Annotated in this window: 16 protein-coding genes; 12 read left to right on the plus strand and 4 right to left on the minus strand. The window is 35.3% G+C overall.

The window, feature by feature from the left end; all coding sequences use genetic code 11:
• The first annotated feature begins 26 nt into the window (after positions 1–26).
• The 8 genes from secA to L0669_RS23380 all read left to right on the plus strand — a co-directional run bounded on the left by secA (position 27) and on the right by L0669_RS23380 (position 12371).
• The gene (gene secA, locus L0669_RS23345; RefSeq protein WP_263760303.1) at positions 27–3371 is read left to right on the plus strand and encodes a preprotein translocase subunit SecA; all 3345 of its coding nucleotides are present in this window, start codon (positions 27–29) and stop codon (positions 3369–3371) included.
• A gap of 270 nt (positions 3372–3641) precedes the next feature.
• On the plus strand, positions 3642–4019 hold the full coding sequence (locus L0669_RS23350) for a hypothetical protein (protein ID WP_263760305.1): 378 nt from the start codon (positions 3642–3644) through the stop codon (positions 4017–4019).
• Between the two features lie 109 nt (positions 4020–4128).
• Positions 4129–4932 (plus strand): MbnP family protein, encoded by an 804-nt coding sequence (locus L0669_RS23355; RefSeq protein ID WP_263760307.1) that lies wholly within the window; start codon positions 4129–4131, stop codon positions 4930–4932.
• A 244-nt stretch (positions 4933–5176) separates the two neighbouring features.
• Positions 5177–6217 (plus strand): cytochrome-c peroxidase, encoded by a 1041-nt coding sequence (locus L0669_RS23360; protein WP_263760309.1) that lies wholly within the window; start codon positions 5177–5179, stop codon positions 6215–6217.
• Positions 6218–6762: 545 nt separating this feature from the next.
• Positions 6763–7722, plus strand: a complete 960-nt coding sequence (locus L0669_RS23365) for a transporter family protein (RefSeq protein WP_263760310.1) — start codon at positions 6763–6765, stop codon at positions 7720–7722.
• Between the two features lie 239 nt (positions 7723–7961).
• The gene (locus tag L0669_RS23370; RefSeq protein WP_263760312.1) at positions 7962–8339 is read left to right on the plus strand and encodes a hypothetical protein; all 378 of its coding nucleotides are present in this window, start codon (positions 7962–7964) and stop codon (positions 8337–8339) included.
• Positions 8340–8431: 92 nt separating this feature from the next.
• On the plus strand, positions 8432–10591 hold the full coding sequence (locus tag L0669_RS23375; protein WP_263760314.1) for a TonB-dependent receptor: 2160 nt from the start codon (positions 8432–8434) through the stop codon (positions 10589–10591).
• 181 nt (positions 10592–10772) lie between these two features.
• Positions 10773–12371, plus strand: a complete 1599-nt coding sequence (locus tag L0669_RS23380; protein WP_263760316.1) for a PepSY-associated TM helix domain-containing protein — start codon at positions 10773–10775, stop codon at positions 12369–12371.
• A gap of 80 nt (positions 12372–12451) precedes the next feature.
• Here L0669_RS23380 and L0669_RS23385 read toward each other — a convergent pair whose 3' ends face one another.
• The 4 genes from L0669_RS23385 to cysC form a co-directional block, all read right to left on the minus strand.
• Positions 12452–13114 carry a TrmH family RNA methyltransferase gene (locus L0669_RS23385; RefSeq protein WP_121320266.1) on the minus strand — a complete coding sequence of 221 codons (663 nt, stop codon included), beginning with the start codon at positions 13112–13114 and terminating at the stop codon, positions 12452–12454.
• A 72-nt stretch (positions 13115–13186) separates the two neighbouring features.
• Positions 13187–14146 (minus strand): sulfotransferase family protein, encoded by a 960-nt coding sequence (locus tag L0669_RS23390; protein ID WP_263760318.1) that lies wholly within the window; start codon positions 14144–14146, stop codon positions 13187–13189.
• A 4-nt stretch (positions 14147–14150) separates the two neighbouring features.
• A complete protein-coding gene (locus L0669_RS23395; RefSeq protein WP_263760320.1) occupies positions 14151–14834 on the minus strand; it encodes an aspartyl/asparaginyl beta-hydroxylase domain-containing protein in 684 nt (227 codons plus the stop codon).
• Between the two features lie 28 nt (positions 14835–14862).
• Positions 14863–15384: an adenylyl-sulfate kinase gene (cysC, locus tag L0669_RS23400; RefSeq protein ID WP_263760322.1), complete on the minus strand. Its 522-nt coding sequence runs from the start codon at positions 15382–15384 to the stop codon at positions 14863–14865.
• A 284-nt stretch (positions 15385–15668) separates the two neighbouring features.
• Here cysC and L0669_RS23405 point away from each other — a divergent pair, with 284 nt between their 5' ends.
• The 4 genes from L0669_RS23405 (at position 15669) to L0669_RS23420 (ending at position 20979) form a co-directional block, all read left to right on the plus strand.
• Positions 15669–16370: an SIR2 family NAD-dependent protein deacylase gene (locus L0669_RS23405; RefSeq protein ID WP_263760324.1), complete on the plus strand. Its 702-nt coding sequence runs from the start codon at positions 15669–15671 to the stop codon at positions 16368–16370.
• Positions 16367–17059 carry a sterol desaturase family protein gene (locus L0669_RS23410; RefSeq protein WP_263760326.1) on the plus strand — a complete coding sequence of 231 codons (693 nt, stop codon included), beginning with the start codon at positions 16367–16369 and terminating at the stop codon, positions 17057–17059. The genes L0669_RS23405 and L0669_RS23410 overlap by 4 nt, the downstream gene beginning before the upstream one ends.
• An 89-nt stretch (positions 17060–17148) precedes the next feature.
• Positions 17149–18495, plus strand: coding sequence for an adenylosuccinate lyase (gene purB / locus L0669_RS23415; protein ID WP_263760328.1), 1347 nt, complete (start codon positions 17149–17151; stop codon positions 18493–18495).
• A 234-nt stretch (positions 18496–18729) separates the two neighbouring features.
• Positions 18730–20979, plus strand: coding sequence for a cation:proton antiporter domain-containing protein (locus tag L0669_RS23420; RefSeq protein ID WP_173970629.1), 2250 nt, complete (start codon positions 18730–18732; stop codon positions 20977–20979).
• The last annotated feature ends 86 nt before the right edge of the window (positions 20980–21065 follow it).

Genomic DNA, 21065 nt, shown 5'->3' on the forward strand with positions numbered 1-21065 from the left:
TACATAAAATAGAAATACAATAAATCATGAGTTTCATAAACAGTATTATTAAAGTCTTTGTAGGTGATAAATCACAGAAAGATGTCAAAGCTTTACAGCCCTATTTAAACAAAATTAAAACATTCGAAACCAGCTTAATGAGTTTGTCTCACGACGAATTGAGAGCTAGAACCGTATTTTTTAAACAAAAAATAAAAGAAGCAAGAGCTGATAAAGATGCTAAAATTGCTGCTCTTAAAGCAGAAGTTGAAAACATCGAAGACATCGACAAAAGAGAAGATCTTTATGATGCTATCGATTCTCTTGAAAAAGAAGCATACGAAATCTCAGAAAAAACTTTACTAGAGATTCTTCCGGAAGCTTTTTCTGTCGTTAAAGAAACAGCGCGTCGATTTAAAGACAATTCATTTATTGAAGTTACTGCTACGCCAAAAGACCGCGAATTTTCAGCTACAAAAACTTATGTTACTATAGAAGGTGACAAAGCAACCTGGGCAAACAAATGGAATGCTGCCGGAAAAGAAATTACCTGGGACATGATTCATTATGATGTTCAGTTAATTGGTGGTATGGTTTTACATGAAGGTAAAGTTGCAGAGATGCAAACGGGTGAAGGTAAAACTTTAGTAGCTACACTTCCGCTTTACTTAAACGCTTTAACAGGAAACGGTGTTCACTTAGTAACAGTGAATGATTACCTGGCAAAACGTGATAGTACATGGAAAGCGCCTTTATTCGAATTTCACGGTTTAACTGTTGATTGTATCGATAATCACCAGCCAAGTACAGAACAAAGAAAACAAGCATACGATGCTGATATCACTTACGGAACCAACAACGAATTTGGTTTTGACTACTTAAGAGATAACATGGCACATTCTCCTGGAGATTTAGTGCAAAGAAAACACAACTACGCAATTGTCGATGAGGTCGATTCTGTATTAATTGATGATGCAAGAACACCACTTATTATTTCAGGACCGGTTCCTCAGGGAGATCGTCATGAATTTAATGAGTTGAAACCAAAAATCGAAAACTTAGTTGCACAACAACGTCAGTTAGCGAATGGTTTCTTAGCAGAAGCTAAAAAACTTATCAAAGAAGGAAACACTAAAGAAGGTGGATTCTTATTATTGAGAGCTTACAGAAGTTTACCTAAAAACAAAGCATTAATTAAATTTTTGAGTGAAGAAGGAATCAAACAATTGCTTCAAAAAACCGAAAATCAATACATGCAGGATAACAATCGCGAAATGCATAAAGTGGATGAAGCTTTGTATTTTGTAATTGAAGAAAAAAACAATCAAGTTGAATTGACTGATAATGGTATTCAATACCTTTCAGGAGATACAGATCCTGACTTTTTCGTACTTCCGGATATTGGAACTGAAATCGCAGCGATCGAAAAACAAAAACTGGATAAAGATGGTGAAGCAGAAGCTAAAGAAAGATTATTCCAGGATTTTGGAGTAAAAAGCGAGCGTATCCATACTCTTACTCAGCTTTTAAAAGCGTATGCTCTTTTTGAAAAAGATGTAGAATATGTGATCATGGACAACAAAATTATGATTGTCGATGAGCAAACAGGTCGTATCATGGATGGTCGTCGTTATTCTGACGGATTACACCAAGCGATCGAAGCAAAAGAAAATGTAAAAATCGAAGCTGCTACACAAACATTTGCAACTGTTACATTACAGAATTATTTCAGAATGTACAGCAAATTAGGTGGTATGACAGGAACGGCGGTTACAGAAGCTGGAGAGTTATGGCAGATTTATAAATTAGACGTGGTGGAAATTCCAACCAACCGTCCGATTGCAAGACAAGACAAAGAAGATTACATCTACAAAACTACACGTGAAAAATTTAATGCTGTAATCGAAGATGTTACTGAATTATCAAACGCAGGAAGACCAGTATTAATTGGAACAACTTCTGTAGAGATTTCAGAATTATTAAGCCGAATGTTGAAAATGAGAGGCGTTACCCATAACGTTTTGAATGCTAAAATGCACAAACAAGAGGCACAAATCGTAGAAGAAGCAGGAAAAGCCGGAGTTGTAACTATTGCAACAAACATGGCTGGTCGTGGTACCGATATTAAATTAACTCCAGAAGTAAAAGCTGCCGGAGGTTTAGCAATCGTGGGTACAGAACGTCATGATTCCCGTCGTGTAGACAGACAGTTACGTGGTCGTGCAGGACGTCAGGGAGATCCGGGAAGTTCTCAATTCTATGTTTCTCTTGAAGATAACCTAATGCGTTTATTTGGTTCTGAAAGAGTTGCTAAAGTGATGGACAGAATGGGACTTCAGGAAGGTGAAGTTATCCAACATTCTATGATGACTAAATCTATCGAGCGTGCTCAGAAAAAAGTAGAAGAAAACAACTTTGGTGTTCGTAAACGTTTATTAGAATATGATGACGTAATGAACTCTCAACGTGAAGTAGTATACAAACGTCGTCGTCACGCTTTATTTGGTGAGCGTTTGAAACTGGATATCGCAAACATGCTTTATGATACTTGCGAATTAATCGTAAGCAACAATAAAGTAGCCAATGATTTCAAAACATTTGATTTTGATTTGATTCGTTATTTCGGAATTACATCTCCAATTTCTGAAGCAGATTTTACAAAATTATCAGATATTGAAGTAACCGGAAAAGTGTACAAAGAAGCTTTAGCTTTCTATACTGAAAAAACAGAAAGAAGCGCTAGAGAAGCTTTCCCAATTATTCAGGGAGTTTACGAAGAGCCAAACAATCATTTTGAGCGTATCGTAGTTCCGTTTACTGACGGAATCAAAACGCTAAATGTAGTTACAGACCTGAAAAAAGCATACGACAGCCAAGGTGCTCAGTTAATTGCTGATTTCGAGAAAAACATCACATTATCTATTGTTGATGAGGCCTGGAAAAAACACTTACGTAAAATGGACGAATTGAAACAATCTGTTCAGTTAGCCGTTCACGAACAAAAAGATCCATTGCTTATTTACAAATTAGAAGCATTTAATTTGTTTAGAGGAATGTTAGACAACGTTAACAAAGAAGTGATTTCATTCTTATTCAAAGGTGATTTACCAGCTCAAAACGTTCCTGAAATTCACGAAGCAAGAGAAGTTCGCCAAAAAGAAAACTTCAAGTTAAGCAAAGACGAAATTGTAAACAGCGAAGACATCAACCGCGAAGCTGGAGAAACACAACAACGTCAGGTTACAGAAACCATTGTGAGAGATAATCCAAAAATCAATCGTAATGACAACGTAACAATTCAGGAAGTTGCTACTGGTAAAACAGAAACAATGAAATTCAAAAAAGCAGAAACGCTATTAGCTTCAGGAGCCTGGGTTATTGTTAAAGAATAATTTTTCAGTTTTCAGTCACAGTTTTCAGTTTTGAAACTTTGCCTATAAATAATTTAGATCAAACCCGACAGATTTTTAAAATCTGTCGGGTTTTTCTTTTGAATACTTTTCATAATCAAAAGAAAACGAAGACAAAGACTGAAACTGAGACTGTGACTGTGACTGTGACTGAGACCGCGACTGCGACCGCGACTAAAACTTTTTTTCAATAAAAACTAAAAACAAAACGAATAAAATGTACTTTTGCTCTCGAAAACAAAAAAACAACTCTTGAAGAAGATATTGATCATATTTCTTTCTATTATGCTTCTGGTGCCATCTTTTGGCAGTTTCTTTGTTTATACCTCTTTCAAATTAAATCAGGAAGAAATTTCGAAAACCATTTGTGTACAACGCAAAATGCTTTTTAATTCCTGTAACGGTCGATGTGAACTTCAAAAAAGTTTAAAAAAATACGCCGACAACGAAAAGAAAATGCAAAACAATCTAAAAGAAAAAGTAGAGATTGTTTACCTTCAAAATACCATTACAAACGAATTCAAATTAGTCAATCCAATAGAATCTAAAGCAGCACTTTTTGCTACGTTAGATCAAAAACCTATTGCCGTTTCGACCACTACTTTTCGTCCTCCATCCTATTTTATATAATTTTTAAAATCACATTTCAATTCATATTGAAATGATTTTTTCGTTGTTCCCAAAACAACGAAACCGTTTTTACGCACATTTTAAATTCAAATTATATAAAATTCATACAATGAAAAACACATTATACAAAGCCCTTGCTCTTGTAGCAATTTCTATAGCATTTATCTCATGTTCAAACGACGATAACAACGAAACAAGTTCAGGAAACGGAAACCTTACTTTAAAATTCGACAACGCTTTTGGCGCGAACGATTTAATTTTAAACACACAAGGAAACACAACTTCTAACAACGAAGTCCTTAAAATTAGCCTTGTAAAATATATCGTAAGCAACGTTGTACTTACAAAAGCTGACGGAACAACTTTTACTTACCCAAAAAGTAAAAGCTATTTTATTGCTGACGAATCTACCGCAGCCGGACAACAATTTAAACTCACAGATATTCCTGCCGGAGATTACGTAAAAGTAAAATTTGGAATTGGAGTTGACGAAGACCAATGGAAATTAGGCGCTGCGGGACAAGGCGATTTTCTGGCTCAGGCAAATGATGCCGGCATGTTGTGGTCTTGGGCTGCAGGATATAAATTTCTGGCACTAGAAGGCACTTTTACCTCAGCAACTGTTACTACAGCAACCCCTTTTATGATTCACACCGGAAAAACCGGAACCGATTATAATTATACCGAAGTAACCGTAGATCTGCCAACAAAAGCTTTGGTTCGCGACAACATCACTCCTGCCGTTCACATTATTACAGATCTTTCTAAAATCATCGACGGTAAAAACAAAATCAAACTTTCTGACAACAACCCTGGCGGAATGGGCGCTATGATTATGGGCGGTGCCAATCTACCCTTGATTACCCAAAACATTTCGGCTATGTTTAAAGTAGATCACGTACATAACGATTAATTTTTTCAGGAGCACAAAAGTTTCGTTTTTCCAAAAGTAATGTCCCGCTATTCACTATATCTTTTGTGGCGAACCCCGCCACAAAAGGATGTCGCTTCTATCGGGGCTAAACCAGAACTTTTTGTGCTTTTAACAACCAAAGAAGCAATCATTATAAGAAAATTTTAGTCCCATTATAATTCGCGGAAATTCGTGCAATTTGTGGTAAAAAATATTCGGTTTTGCTTTTTAAAAATAAAAAATCATGCTGAAAATAAAATATTTTCTATGGCTGATGATTCCGTTGTTATGGAGCTGCTCTAGTGAAGAAGACGAATATGTAAACATTCCTCTGGAATTTACAGTTCCGTCAAACTTTCCTGCTTTAGCCTACAATATTGCACTGAATCCGCCAACAGAAAAAGGATTTGAATTGGGTAAAAAACTATTTTACGACGGACGTTTAGCGTCTGACGGAGTCGTTTCTTGCGGGTTTTGCCACATACAAGCCAACGCCTTTACACATCACGGACACACGGTGAGTCATGGTGTCGATAATGCACAAGGAACCAGAAACACGCCATCGATTCAGAATCTGGCTTACCAAACTACATTTATGTACGACGGAGCCGCAGATCATTTAGACTTACAACCTATAATTCCGCTTACGAGTAATATCGAAATGAACGGAAATTTGAACGCTATTCTAAAAATGATGAAAGCCGATAAAGACTATCAAAAATTATTTGGACAAGCTTTTGGCGATGATGCGATTACAACCGAAAATATGCTGAAAGCACTTTCGCAATTTATGGTGATGGTCGTTTCATCCAATTCAAAATTCGATAAATACCGACGTCATGAAACTGGCGGAACATTCTCAACTGATGAATTGGCAGGTTATGATTTATTTAAATCAAAATGTGCTTCATGCCATGCAACTGATTTACAAACCGACAATTCGTTTCGGAATAATGGTTTAGCAGTAAATCCAATGGTAAACGATGTTGGTCGCTATAAAGTAACCGAATTAGCAAGCGATTATTACAAATTCAAAGTGCCAAGTTTACGTAATGTAGAAGTTTCAGCGCCTTATATGCACGACGGACGATTCGGAACACTTGAAGGTGTTTTGGATCATTATGCGAGTGGTATAGAGGATTCTCCAACATTAGATCCTATATTAAAACAGAACGGGAAATTTGGAATACCTCTTAACGCAAATGAGAAAAAACAAATAATTGCCTTTTTGAAAACACTGACGGACAATCAGTATTTGACAGATAAACGTTTCTCGGAGTTTTAAGAAAATTGGCCCACGGGTTTTACGGATTACGCAGATTAACGCAGATTAAAAGTAATTTAAAATCATATTTAAAAAATCATTTTAATCCGTGGAATCTGTGGCAAAAACAATTATGAATAGCGTCCAGCTTTAGCTGGATTTAAATAGTAAAAGACTAAATAGAGGCTTTAGCCAAACTTGTATTTGGCTAAAGCCCAGATTAAATGCAAATGGATTACTCCAGCTAAAGCTGGAAGCAACTCAAATAATAGAAATAAAATTTTGCCACAGATTAAAAAGATTAACACAGATTAAAAATCAATTGAAAATCAGATTTGAAAAAAAATCATTTTAATCTGTGTAATCTGTGGCAAAAAACAAAAATCATAATGAAAACCGGAGTCCTAGCCCCGATTGAAGTGGAAAGCCTTTTTGAAAAAAGACCTAATTTTTCTGGGTTTTATAAAGCGACCAGCGGAAGCTTTGTAAAAACATAGAAAAATCTGATTTTGAAAAAAACTTGAAACGAAAAGCGGGATCAGCTCCTAAAAATAATACAATTTAAAATGAAAAAAATAATAGTAATGTTGACACTTTTGGTTGGTTTTTCGGCCTTTAGTTTTACCGTAAAAGATAGTATTTCGGCCTTTACTTTTCAGCGTTTGGCAATGATGGAAGATTTTGATTGCGATGCTTGCGGATGTTCGGCAAGTGGCGGAAGTATGGGTTTTGGTTCGATGCTGAACAATAATTTTGTGGGATTGAGATATATGAAACAAAGTTATACGAGTCGCGACGGGATTTTTGCCAATTCGCCGTGGATTGATGAAAACTTCAATACAATTCAGGCTTGGGCGCGAGTTCCTGTGACGGACAAAATTCAGATTTCGGCGTTGGTTCCCTATCATTTTAACGAAAGACAATTAACTGCCGGAACAGAAAATATCGAAGGTTTAGGCGATATTACGGTAATGGCTTTGTACACGGTTTTTGAAACCAAAAAAGACAGCACGTTTTTTACGCATAAAATAAATTTGGGTGGTGGTGTAAAACTTCCGACCGGGAAATTTAAAGAAGCGAATAATTTAGGAAGCGTAAATCAGAGTTTTCAATTAGGAACCGGAAGTTGGGATTTTCCGATAGTTTCAGAATATGTGATTAAGCATAAAAACTTAGGTTTAAACACCACTTTGAACTACATTTTTAAAACCGAAAACAGTAAAAATTACCAATACGGCGATCAGTTTAATTATGCCGGAACGTTCTTTTATTTGTTCGATTTAAAATCAGTTCAAATTGTTCCGCAAGCAGGTTTAGCAGGCGAAGTTTATCAAACCAATCAACAACACGGATTGGATTTACCTAATACAGCTGGCGATATTTTGTTTAGCAAATTTGGGATCGAAGCCGGAAAAGATAAATTTTCGGTAGGAATAAATGCGATGTTGCCTATTAACCAAAATTTATCAAGTGGTAATATGGAGGCGAATTACAGATGGAGTATCAACTTAAATTATACTTTATAGTTTCATACTAAAGCATAAAATTTTTAAAATTTGTGCCGTTAGCCACTAAATATTGGTACAAAATAGTAATCAAGAAATTTAGCGTGCCGTAGGTACGCAACAAAACGAGAATCATTGCGTACCTACGGCACGCCAACGAATTTCAAATTAAATAGACTACCAATATTATGTATCTAAAGATACATTTCAACTTTTAATTTGCATTTAAAATAAAGATTCAAAAAACAACGAAACAAGCTTTGAGAAAAATCGTCATTATATTTCTTTCCTTCATGCTTTTAATGCCATCATTTGGCAGTTTCTGCGTTTATACGGCATTTAAGCTCAATCAGGAAGAAATCTCAAAGACTATTTGTGTACAACGCAAAATGCTTTTTAATAGTTGTAATGGTCGATGCGAACTTCAGAAAAGTTTGAAAAAATATGATGATAACGAAAAAAGAATGCACGACAATCTGAAAGAAAAAGCAGAAGTGGTTTACATTCAGAATATCATTATAACCGATTTTAAAATAATTCCACCAACAGAATCGAGAGCGAAAATCTTTGCTCCTACAGATAAAAAACCTGTTTCGGTTTCGAATAGTACTTTTCATCCACCGTCTTATTTGATATAGATTTTAGTCCCGCTTTTCAATTCTTTTGAAAAGCTTTTTCGGCATTCTATCAAGAGAATGTCCGGTACTTTATAAAATTTATATCATTTAAAATGAAGAAAATATACTTCGCTCTATTCATTATAGGGCAATGTGTCTTAGCGCAAAACAAAGTCAAGCAAGACACAACACAATCTCAGGAACTGGATAATGTTTTTATCACCGCAAATCGTACCGCAACTTTGCGCAAAGAAACTCCGGTTGCCATAAGCAAACTGACCGCCAAAACGATCAACGAAACTAAGGCAACAGCGGTTTATGAAATCATCAATAAAACGCCGGGAGTTTTAATGGTAAATTTAGGAAATGAGCAGCACATGATGTCTATTCGTCAGCCTATGACAACCAATGCTTATTATTTATATCTCGAAGATGGTTTGCCTATTCGCCCAATGGGAATCTTTAACCACAATGCTTTATTAGAAATTAACCAGTTTAATATACAAAGTATCGAGGTGGTAAAAGGCCCCGTTTCGTCTTTGTACGGACCCGAAGCGGTTGGCGGAACGATTAATTTAATTTCGCAAAAACCTCCTGTTGATCCCGAATTTAAATTTGGCGTTCAGGCTGATAATTACGGATACAGAAGATTTCAGGCCGCTGGTGGCGCAACCATTGGCAAAGTCGGTTTTCATATTGCCGGAATTTCGAGTTTGCAGGAAAATGGCTGGATGACCTATTCTGATTATAATAAAGACAATCTGAATGCGAGAATCGATTACAACATCTCCTCTTCGACCCGATTGATTAGCAATACGATGTATGGAAAATATTATTCGGACATGAGCGGAACGGTTAATGAAGATGCTTTTAATAACAGAACATACCAAAGTACCTCTAATTTCACTTATAGAAAATCTGACGCTTTACGAACACGATTAACATTAGAACACGACTGGAACAGCAATTCAAGCAGTTATATTACAGGATATTTGCGTGATAATAAATTGGGACAAAATCCTTCTTACGGAATTAGATGGAGTCCAACCGTAAATCCTACTACAGCAAAAGGCGAAGTCAACTCGAATAATTTTAAAAGTTATGGCGCGATTGGGCAACATACTCAAAAATTCGATTTTTTGAACACCAAATTGGTTGCCGGAGCTTTATACGATTACTCTCCCGTGACGTATTGGTCGTATGTTATTGATCTAAAAGCCAATCTAAACCCTGGAGAAGCTGGCAAACAAACTGTTAGTTCGTACGAGATTGTTGCCCAACATCCGGACTCAAAATTAGCCGATTATACAGCTGACATCTTCAATTCTGCCGGATATGCGCAATTGAGTTTTAACCCAATCGAAAAACTAATTATTACCGTTGGCGGACGTTACGATAATATGAAAGTCAATTACAACAACGCGCTTGACAATTCGACCGGAAGTAAAGTTTATGACAAAATGACTTTTAAAGCCGGAGCCAACTACAACCCAACCGAATTTGCCGGTTTCTACGGTAATTATTCCCAAGGTTTTGCGCCTCCGGGAATTACGTCAATCTTTAGAACCAAACCCGGAACTGGCGGCACAACTGGCGTTCCTGCTGATTTTTATTATAATCTGGATCCCGCAACTTTCAATAATTACGAAGTTGGAGGATGGCTTTCTTTCTTCGAAAACAAATTAAATTTTGACTACGCTTTATATTATATGGAAGGAAAAAATGAACTTTTGAACATTAAACTTCCTGATAACTCGACAGATTATCGCTCGGCTGGAGAAACACGTCACAAAGGTGTTGAGTTTGGCGCTTCGTATCGTCCTTCAAAACAATTCAACATTCGTCTTGGCGGAACTTATGCGCAACATACTTATATCGATTTTAAACTTTCTGACAAACCAAGCGATCCTGTTCAGAATCTGGACGGGAAAGAAATGCCGGCAGCACCAAAATGGTCTGGAAATTCTGAGGTAAGTTATTATCCCAACTGGCTTCCAAATCTTAGAACTTCTGTCGAATGGCAATTGGTCGGGAGTTATTACCAGGATCAGATTAATACCGTAAAATATAGTGGTTATAACTTATTCAACGCCAGAGTGGGTTATCAATGGAAAAGCATTGAAGTCTACGGAAACGTACTCAATTTAACCGATAAATTATACGCTTATAATGTTTCGAGGGCCAATACCGCAAACGCTCAACCTACTTATACAGCAGCAGCTCCAAGAACTTTTGTATTTGGAATACAGTATAATTTTTCATTAAAAAAATAGAGTTTTTTGCCACAGATTAAAATGATTAGAACGATTTTCTAAAATAATCTTTTTTAGTCCTTTAATCTGTGGCAATAAAATAATAATTATTAGAAGCTAATCCCGCTCTCGGCTTTATCTTTTTATGGCAGAAAAAGCCATAAAAAGGATATCGCCTCCATCGGGGCTAAAAAACCTAACAATGAGCAAAGAAACAAACAAAGACAAAAAATCTAAAAAGAAAGATTCAAAATTTGTCAAAAAAGTCAAGCAGAACATGTACAAGTGGCATCGAACAATTGGTTTAATAACTATTGTTCCGGTCATTTTCTGGACTTTATCAGGATTAATGCACCCATTTATGGCGCATTTCTTTAAACCAGAAATTGCGCACGATAAACTGGAAACACCAATAATTGATAAAACTCAATTACACTTTTCGATTCAGGAAGTTTTACAAAAAAATGAAATCACACAATTCAAAAATTTCCGAATCGTTTCGTTCAACAACGCCACTTTTTATCAGGTAAAAACAATATTTGGCGAACTGATCTATTTCGATACTTCGAACGCAAAAAAACTGGAGAACGGAGATCAAAAATATGCCGAATGGCTTTCGCGTTATTTTCTCGACGATCAAAAAAGCGCCATTAAACAAAGCGAAATCCTAACCGAATTTACTTCGCAATACAAATATGTAAATCGTTATTTACCGGTATATAAACTAAGTTTCGATCGTCCTGACGCCATGCAGGTTTATGTCGAAACATCATCAAGCAAGCTCGCCACTTATAATCCAACATCAAGACAAGCCTTTATCTGGTTCTTTGATACGTTTCATAATTGGTCGTTTATCGATGCAATATCAAACAATAGTATCCGAATTATTACGATGATTTTCTTGCTATCAATCATTGGATTTTCGGCCATAAGCGGAATCGTGATTTATGGCTTATTATGGAAACAATTTAAAAAAACAGACTCTTTACAACCTAAAAAAGGCATTAGAAAATACCATCGTCAAATTGGTATCTGGATTTCGCTTTTTACCCTGACATTTGCTTTTAGCGGTGCTTATCATGCCACAACAAAATGGAATCCGTATACTTTATCGCAAATGGTTTACGAACCAACATTCAAAACCAAAGAAATTTCGGTTGCCAATACTAATCTGGATTTAGACTGGAGCCGTTTTCAGAATGCGAGTATTATTACCTTAAATGATACAACCTATTTCCGTTGTCAATTGCTTGAAAAACAAAAATTCAAAACATCAAAATCAGATTCAAATTCAAAATGGAATAAAAAAGAGGATTCAAAATCTGAGGTCGTTTATATTAATGCCGCAAACAATAAAGTTAAGCCCAATCTGGATTTTCAATACGCTGAATTTCTGGCTTATTATTTTACAGACGGAGCTCCAAAAGCCGCTTGTTGCGAAATGGATCATAGTTCAGACGAACCTCAGGTTTCTTTAGAAAACGTGAAATTGTTAGATACTAAACTTTTAACTGATTTTAATAGTCGCGAATATGGCTTTGTCAACAAAAGATTGCCGGTTATAAAACTGGCTTATGACACGCCCGAAAAAACAACTTATTTCATCGAAACTTCGACCTCAAGATTAGCCGCAGTAGTTAAAAACAGTGATCTGGTCGAAGGCTATTCTTTTGCCATACTCCACAAATTTTTATTTATGGATTGGGCAGGAAAAAACATTCGGGACCTTACCATGGTTATAGCTGCGCTGACTATTTTAATTGTTAGTGTTTTGGGGTTTATTTTGTTTTTGAAGAAATAATCTTAAGCTACTAAGATTCTAAGTTACTAAGGTACTAAGTTTTTTCCTTAGTGACTTAGAACCTTAGTCTCTTAGTAACTTTATCTCGGATTCTCTTCGAAATAACGCGCTTCGATTCGTTTAATATCTTTAATCGAATTTTTAGCCCAGGCCAAACGTTTCTCCAGAATTTCTTCTTCGGATAAATGCCAGTTGATATCTGATTTTTGTAATCTGTTGGTTAAGTTTTGAATGATGATGGCTGCAGAAACAGAGATATTCAAACTCTCTGTAAAACCTACCATTGGTATTTTAAGAAAACCATCGGCTTTTTCCAGAATTTCTTCGGATAATCCGTCTCTTTCTGTTCCAAAAAATAAAGCACTTGGTTTTGTAATGTCAAAATCTTCCAGCAAACAATCATTCTCATGAGGCGTTGTGGCAATAATTTGATATCCCTGATCTTTTAAAGTCGAAATACAATTCGTGACAGAATCGAACTGATTAATGTCTACCCATTTTTGAGCACCCATTGCAATTTCTTTATCGATCTTTTTTCCGTAACGTTGTTCGATAACATTTAATTCCTGAATTCCAAAAACTTCACAACTACGCATAACCGCGCTTGTATTGTGCATCTGAAAAACATCTTCTACAACAACTGTAAAATGCTTTGTACGATTTCCGAGTACTTTTAAGAATTTTTCTTTACGATTATCTGTTAGTATATTTTCAAGGAAAGCGAGGTAATCTAAATCAATCATTTTATTTCTGTTTGCCGCAAAAATACACCATAATTAAAACAGAACGAAATTTCACCTCAATTTTCAACAATCTTAATAGGCAACTACACTATCATTCAGTTTTTTATGTAAAACATCCAATCTCGAAAAATCAATTTGCAACGCTTCTTCCTTAAACTGATCTCCGGTAAAAACGACACTTTGGTTTTTTGAATGTCTTTTTAAACGATCATAAATTTTTTCTAATGCATCATCAACATACTCCACTTTTATGAAGGAAATAAATTTCTCCAGAACGGCTTTCATTCCATCATTATAATTAAGCATTACCACGTTGGTATCTCTTTTATAAAAATCCAGAAATCCCTGAAAATATTTCTCCAGAACTAATCCTCCGTATTGCTGAAAACTAATTTCATTGATTTCTTTAGCCGAAATTCCAAAAATAATTGAAGGCAAAACATGAGGAACCATGTGCATTCCCGCCATTTTCTGATGCGACTTTAAAACTTCTGTTGGGTTTCTATAAAGTAAACCAAATGGAATTTCAGGAAAAAGTGATCTTAAATACGAAGCTTTAAAAATATGCCAGGCATCCAATTTTATAATTAAATGTTGCTGCTCCGGAAATCTTTTTTGACCCAATAATTTTAGTACAGACTTTATCAGTACACTTTTTTTATCATCATTAAAAAGATCACTTCTTAAAATTTGATCGATAATTGGTGCTTCAGAAACCATAATATTTTCTGAAGACGAAGCTAAAGATTGGCTCAACATAGTAGAACCACATCTTGAAACATGAAAAACCAACGATTTTAAATCAACCGAAATTAACTCATCAGACCATTCTATAAGATTTTCTACGCTACTTACTACCTTAAATGATTTCGAATTAAAAGCATGACTTTTGCATTTTGCAATCGTTTCATCAAAAAAAGGATCAGCATATTTTAGATCTCCCAAATAAATCCATTCAAAATAAATCTCGTTATCTTTTTCGATTAACTTAACAGGAATCCAATTAAAAAGTGGATGATGTGTGTTTTCCATGATTTTATTTCGATTGTAGATTTGCAATAATTTTATCCCCTGCTTCTGATGGATTTCGGGAAAGTTCAGCAATAATTTGCTGTTTCATCTCATCTGAATATTGTTTATTTTGGGATGATTCATTGATATCAAAACCCATTTTTGTAAACAATTCGTCAGACCAATCGTTTCTAATACAATCAAGTGTAAAATGAATGCGGGGTTCAGCACTTTTATTCTCGACACTATGCGGAAGCTGAAAATTGGCGTACCAGCATTCTCCCATTTGCATAGGAACACGTTTTTTATCGACATAAAAAAATACATCATCGTTCGTTATAATCGGAATGTGAATTCTAAAAAATCCATCATCATACGATGTGTCATTATCTACATGCTCTTTAATTTCGCTTTTAGGATCTAATCGAAGTAATCTCACGGCTTCTTTTTCGCATTGAAACCAATCCATAATTTCTTTAAAATATTCGCAGCGATCTAATAAGCTGGTATTTTTATAGGCTGCATTTGGAAATGACAAAATATCATCAGCCAAACCAGATTGCGATCGTAAAGAAATACTGGTCCAGTTTCCTTCGTATCTGTAGGTATTAAAATGTGGTGTCCACAAATCATTCTCGCATACAACAAGGTCATTTTGTAATTTGTCTATAGAAAAAGAAACAGGAAGTTTACTCGAAGAAGGATTCATACGTTTTTAAGGATTAAATTACTCGAAATCAGATATTGTCTATTATAAAATTATACAATTTATGGGTTGAAAAAGAAACATTTTCAAAATCAGTTTTTAAAACTAAATCTGCACTGGATGGCACCTCAAAAACATCGCTTATTCCCGTAAAATTATTGATTTTGTCAGGGTCATGACTGGGTAATAAAGCTTTTTTATACAATCCTTTTGGGTCTCTTTTGATGAGATTGGGTATCGAACAATCTAAATATACGGTTCGAACAAATTCATATGTTCTTAGTTCATTTCGCAAATTCTCGTAAGGATTAATAACCGACATTAAAACAATGGCGTCCTCTGCAACAAAATTTTGTCCCACCTGAAACAAACGTCTTATATTTTCGCACCGGTCTTCTTTAGAAAATCCCAAATCCTTGCAAATGGTTTGGCGGTAAACATCTCCATCAATTATTTCGACTTTATAACTTTTATCCATTAGCAAATGGCGAACATTTTCGGCCAATGTTGTTTTACCTGAACCTGACAAACCGGTAAATTGTATTAAAATCATTGAAATTTTGTTTTGGTTTACTTCAAAATAAAAGTAGACATTTTGTAAGACCCTTACAATAAGTATAATTACCTTTTTTTATTGTTGGCAAAAAAATAAAAAGTAAAAATGTGTTTTTAGGTGTATAATATTGATAGTAATTTAGATTTGATACTCGTCTGCGTGTTGTAAGTGGGCTATATTTATTCACCTTCTTATTTTCGATTAATATCTAATAGCTAACGGCACAAAGTCTAGGCTTTCATTCTTTTATTCCCTATTTTTATCTTTTTAATTTGAATATGATGAAAAAGAAATTAGTTGTTTTAACCGGAGCAGGAATAAGTGCCGAAAGTGGTATTAAAACTTTTCGGGACAGCGATGGTTTATGGGAAGGACATGATGTAATGGAAGTAGCAACTCCTGAAGGCTGGAGAAAAAATCAGGAATTGGTTTTGGACTTTTATAATAAAAGACGCCAACAACTGAAAGAAGTGAAACCTAATTTAGGGCATTATATTTTAGCCGAATTAGAAAAGGATTTTGATGTGCATATTATTACGCAGAATGTAGATGATTTGCACGAACGCGCCGGAAGTACAAAAGTTTTGCATTTGCATGGAGAATTACTAAAAGTACGAAGCATACAAAATCGCGACCTAATTCTGGATTGGACAGACGATTTGTACACGGGCGATTTGGACGAAAACGGACACCAGTTACGTCCGCACATTGTTTGGTTTGGCGAAGATGTTCCAGCTCTTGAAGAAGCTATTGAAATTACAGAAACTGCTGATTATTTTGCTGTAATTGGTACGTCATTGCAGGTATATCCGGCGGCAGGATTAATCTCATATACCTATAGTATTACGCCTGTTTTTTATATTGATCCTAAACCTATTGCAATCCCGAATATTCAGAACAAAGTTGAAGTGATTGCCAAAGTTGCTTCTGAAGGTGTTGCGGAATTAAGAGAAAGATTATTTGAAATAGAAAACATATCATGATATTCGAAAGCTGGCTGCAGCAATTATCTCACTTCAATTTTTTTACGCTCTTTATTTTCTTTCTGGCAGAAAATGCAGTTCTGCTGTTTCTTTCTATAATGCTGGGAAAAATAATTGAATATGAAAATACAAAACTTAGTAAAACAGATCGAAAATGGATTTTGTCGACTCTTATTTGTAATACCTTAATAACGCTATTGGGATATGAATTGTACCATTATGAGATCCTCAAAATAGATTTTTCAACCTCACTTGTATCGATACTATCGGATACTTTGCTGTTGATTTTTATAATGGACTTTTTTATGTTTGTTTTTCATTATCTGGTGCATCAGTTAAAATGGTTTTATCCTATTCATCAGCTTCACCATACGCATGTCGAAACAAGTGTTTACAGCTTATTTGTACTTCATCCTGTAGAAACTTTTGGGTTTGGGATTATATGGCTGTTTTCTATTACTATATTTGAGTTTAATTTTATCAGCATTATAATTTATCTGGTCTTAAATCTTTTATACGGAATATTTGGGCATTTAAAAACGGATATTTTTCCGGAATTTTGGTATAAAAGTCTTTTGACAAAATGGATTTCGACAACAAAATTTCATGCAGACCATCATAAAAATGAATCTCATAATTTTGGTTTCTATTTTACCTTTTGGGATAAAATTTTTAAAACCATAATTTAATTATTAGTTTGTGCTATAATAACTCTTCGGTAATTTTCAGAAGTTTTAACAATAGCTTATATTTGTGCCTTTCGAAAAACAACATAACAATGACTACTTTAAACGAATTGAATGCTATATCACCAATCGACGGACGATATAGAAGTAAAACCCTTTCATTAGCGCCATTTTTCTCTGAAGAAGCTTTAATCAAATACCGCGTATTAGTTGAAATTGAATATTTTATTGCTTTGTGCGAAGTTCCTTTGCCACAACTTGCAGATGTAAATCCTAATTTATTTGACAGTTTACGCGATATCTACAAAAATTTCTCTACTGAAAATGCTCTTTGGATAAAAGAAACGGAGAAAGTAACCAACCACGACGTAAAAGCGGTAGAATACTTTATCAAAGATGCTTTTGAAAAACTAGGCTTATCTCAATACAAAGAGTTCATTCACTTTGGTTTAACTTCTCAGGATATTAATAATACTGCGATTCCGCTTTCTACAAAAGATGCGTTTGAGCAGGTTTATATGCCATCGTTAATTTCTTTAATTTCTAAATTGAAAGAATTAAGCGTAGAATGGAAAGACATTCCGATGTTGGCTCGTACGCACGGACAACCAGCTTCTCCTACTCGTTTGGGTAAAGAGATTTTGGTATTTGTAGAGCGTCTTGAAGAACAAATGCGTTTGTTATTTAATATTCCGTTTGCAGCTAAATTTGGTGGTGCTACAGGAAACTACAACGCGCATCATGTTGCATACCCACAAATCGACTGGAAACAATTTGGAAATAAATTTGTTGAAACTGATCTTGGTTTACACCACTCTTTTCCAACTACTCAAATCGAGCACTATGATCATTTTGCTGCATTTTTTGACGCTTTAAAAAGAATCAACACCATTGTTATCGATTTAGATCGTGATATCTGGACGTATGTTTCGATGGATTATTTTAAACAAAAAATCAAAGCGGGAGAAATTGGATCTTCGGCTATGCCACATAAAGTAAACCCGATTGATTTTGAAAATTCTGAAGGAAACTTAGGAATTGCAAATGCGATTTTTGAGCATTTAGCTGCTAAATTACCAGTATCAAGATTACAACGTGATTTAACTGATAGTACTGTTTTACGAAATATTGGTGTGCCAATTGGCCATACGATTATTGCTTTTGAAGCGTCGCTAAAAGGTTTAAACAAATTGCTTTTGAATGAAGGTAAATTTGCTGAAGATTTAGAGAAAAACTGGGCTGTTGTGGCTGAAGCTATTCAGACAATTTTACGTCGTGAGGCTTATCCAAATCCTTATGAAGCGTTGAAAGGTTTGACAAGAACTAATGAAGCTATTGACAAAAAAGCAATTCATAATTTTATTGCTACTCTTGAAGTTTCTGACGCTGTCAGAGCTGAATTAATGGCAATAACTCCTAGTAATTACGTAGGAATTTAAAGAAAACTAAAAATATTTTCTCAAAAAAAGCTATCTTTATCGAGATAGCTTTTTTTATTTAAAATCGTGAATCTAGCCCAGATTGAAATGAAAAGCCTTTTGAGAAAAAAGCCATATTTTTTGCAGAGACAGAGCGACCAGCGGAAGCTCCTGGAATTGCTTAAAAAATAGGCGTTTTGAACAAAAGCTTGAAATGGAAAGCTGGATTAGCTCCTTAATACTAAATACCACTTTATGATCGCCTTAAGCGCCGCAGCAGAGACTACACACCACTTACAACCACTTATAAGCGACTTGGGATTAATCCTGATGACCGCCGGAATTGCTGTTTTGATATTTAAAAAAATGAAACAGCCTCTGGTATTAGGATATCTAATTGCCGGATTTTTAGCTGGAAATCATTTTGATTTTTTCCCTTCGATAACTGACATGAAAAGTGTGGAGGTTTGGGCAGAAATTGGCGTGATCTTTTTATTGTTTAGTCTGGGGCTCGAATTTAGTTTTAAGAAATTGATGAAAGTTGGGGGAACTTCCTCGATTACTGCCATAACGCAAATTTTATTCATGACCCTCATAGGTTATTGTGTTGGGCAATGGATGGGCTGGGGCAAAATGGACAGTATTTTTCTTGGTGCCACGCTTTCGATTTCGTCGACTACGATTATTATCAGAGCATTTGATGAATTGGGTGTTAAGGGAAAAAAGTTTGCCGGAATTGTATTTGGCGCCTTAATTGTTGAGGATATTGTTGCGATTTTGATGTTGGTTTTATTATCGACAATTGCAGTTAGCGATCAGGTTTCGGGCGGTGCCTTATTACAATCGGTTTTAAAATTAGTATTCTTTTTAATCATATGGTTTTTGGGCGGAATTTTTATTATTCCAACAATCCTGAAAAAAGCCAAACATCTTTTAACGGATGAAATGCTGCTTATTATTTCGTTAGCACTTTGTTTAATGATGGTAATGTTTGCGGCAAATGTAGGATTCTCGCCTGCTCTTGGTGCTTTTATAATGGGTTCTATTATTGCAGAAACAACTCAGGCCGAAAAAATCGAACATTTGATTCAGCCTGTAAAAGATTTGTTTGGTGCGGTTTTCTTTGTATCGGTAGGAATGTTGATTAATCCGGAAACATTGGTTACCTATATGTTGCCGGTGGCTCTTATTACATTATTGACAATTTTCGGGAAAGCGTTTAGTTCATCTATTGGGGCTTTATTATCGGGGCAACCTCTTAAACAATCGGTGCAAACAGGTATGAGTTTAGCCCAAATTGGAGAATTCTCGTTTATTATTGCGACTCTTGGTATGACGCTTAAGGTAACGAGTGACTTTTTGTATCCTATAATTGTGGCGGTGTCTGCCATCACGACATTTACGACTCCGTTTTTGATTAAATACTCTGATCCGTTTTCTGGATATTTAGAACAAAAACTACCTAAAAAATGGATTAAAAATATTAACCGATATAGTGTGAATGCACAGGCGATAAAATCTGTCAGTACGTGGCAAATTGTGCTTCGTGCTTCGATTACTCAAATTGTATTGCATACGATTATTATTATTGCGATTATTTTATCGTCATCAAAATTTGTAGCGCCTTTAGTGGCTGATACTCGTTTTGGGAATACTTTGGCCGCATTGATAACATTGGTTGTTATTGCTCCGTTTTTATGGGCACTTTCGTTACGACGTGTAAAAGTTGCGGAAGTAGAAGAACTTTGGGAAGAACGAAAATATCGCGGTGCCCTTTTGATGTTGATTTTGATTAGAATGAGCCTTGGTTTATTTTTCGTTGGATTTTTACTGAATATCTTCTTCTCGCCTTTGGTCGCGTTTGTTGCCCTGATCATTGCTATTGGAGCATATCAATTGTTTCCGAAGAAATTAAACGAACAATATCATAAAATTGAAACTCACTTTTTAAAGAACCTTAACGATCGCGAGAACAAAAAAATCGACCGAAGATATGCGAATTTAATGCCTTGGGATGGTCACATGTCTATTTTTGATATTGGAAAAGAATCTAATCTGGCGGGAAAAACGCTAGAAGAATTGCGCATTCGTGAAAATATGGGAATCAATATTGCTTTTATCCGTCGTGGTGAAATTACAATTCCTATTCCGACTAAAAACGAACGTTTGTTTCCCGGTGATGAAATTTGTGTTATTGGTACCGATGAGCAAATTACAGAGTTTACCAAATACTTGCAAAATGAAGTTGAAGCGGCAAATAACTCACAAGAATCAGATATTGTACTACGCCAGTTAGAAATTTCTACTGATGATTTTATACAAAAAAGAGTAGGTCAGTTTAGAGAAAAAACCGGCGGACTTGTTGTGGGAATTGAACGAAATGGTAATCGAATTTTAAACCCGGAATCGCATTTGATTTTAGAAAAAAACGATATTATCTGGGTCGTAGGAGATAAAAAACGAATGAACGAACTGATGAAGAAAAGCGTTCATGTCGAGTTATAGGTTTTGAATAGCTACTAAGGCACTAAGTTTCTAAGGCACTGAGTTTTTATAAAACTAAAACCTTAGAAACTTAGTATCTCAGCAAC

The sequence above is a fragment of the Flavobacterium bizetiae genome (assembly GCF_024271895.1).
Classification (GTDB): domain Bacteria; phylum Bacteroidota; class Bacteroidia; order Flavobacteriales; family Flavobacteriaceae; genus Flavobacterium; species Flavobacterium bizetiae.

Bases quoted from the DNA above. Each gene is read 5' to 3' on its own strand.
- L0669_RS23355 (WP_263760307.1), top strand. From the start codon at position 4,129: ATGAAAAACACATTATACAAAGCCCTTGCTCTTGTAGCAATTTCTATA.
- cysC (WP_263760322.1), bottom strand. From the start codon at position 15,384: ATGATTTTAATACAATTTACCGGTTTGTCAGGTTCAGGTAAAACAACA.
- L0669_RS23405 (WP_263760324.1), top strand. From the start codon at position 15,669: ATGAAAAAGAAATTAGTTGTTTTAACCGGAGCAGGAATAAGTGCCGAA.
- L0669_RS23375 (WP_263760314.1), top strand. From the start codon at position 8,432: ATGAAGAAAATATACTTCGCTCTATTCATTATAGGGCAATGTGTCTTA.
- purB (WP_263760328.1), top strand. From the start codon at position 17,149: ATGACTACTTTAAACGAATTGAATGCTATATCACCAATCGACGGACGA.
- L0669_RS23395 (WP_263760320.1), bottom strand. From the start codon at position 14,834: ATGAATCCTTCTTCGAGTAAACTTCCTGTTTCTTTTTCTATAGACAAA.
- L0669_RS23385 (WP_121320266.1), bottom strand. From the start codon at position 13,114: ATGATTGATTTAGATTACCTCGCTTTCCTTGAAAATATACTAACAGAT.
- secA (WP_263760303.1), top strand. From the start codon at position 27: ATGAGTTTCATAAACAGTATTATTAAAGTCTTTGTAGGTGATAAATCA.
- L0669_RS23360 (WP_263760309.1), top strand. From the start codon at position 5,177: ATGCTGAAAATAAAATATTTTCTATGGCTGATGATTCCGTTGTTATGG.
- L0669_RS23420 (WP_173970629.1), top strand. From the start codon at position 18,730: ATGATCGCCTTAAGCGCCGCAGCAGAGACTACACACCACTTACAACCA.
- L0669_RS23410 (WP_263760326.1), top strand. From the start codon at position 16,367: ATGATATTCGAAAGCTGGCTGCAGCAATTATCTCACTTCAATTTTTTT.
- L0669_RS23365 (WP_263760310.1), top strand. From the start codon at position 6,763: ATGAAAAAAATAATAGTAATGTTGACACTTTTGGTTGGTTTTTCGGCC.
- L0669_RS23390 (WP_263760318.1), bottom strand. From the start codon at position 14,146: ATGGAAAACACACATCATCCACTTTTTAATTGGATTCCTGTTAAGTTA.
- L0669_RS23380 (WP_263760316.1), top strand. From the start codon at position 10,773: ATGAGCAAAGAAACAAACAAAGACAAAAAATCTAAAAAGAAAGATTCA.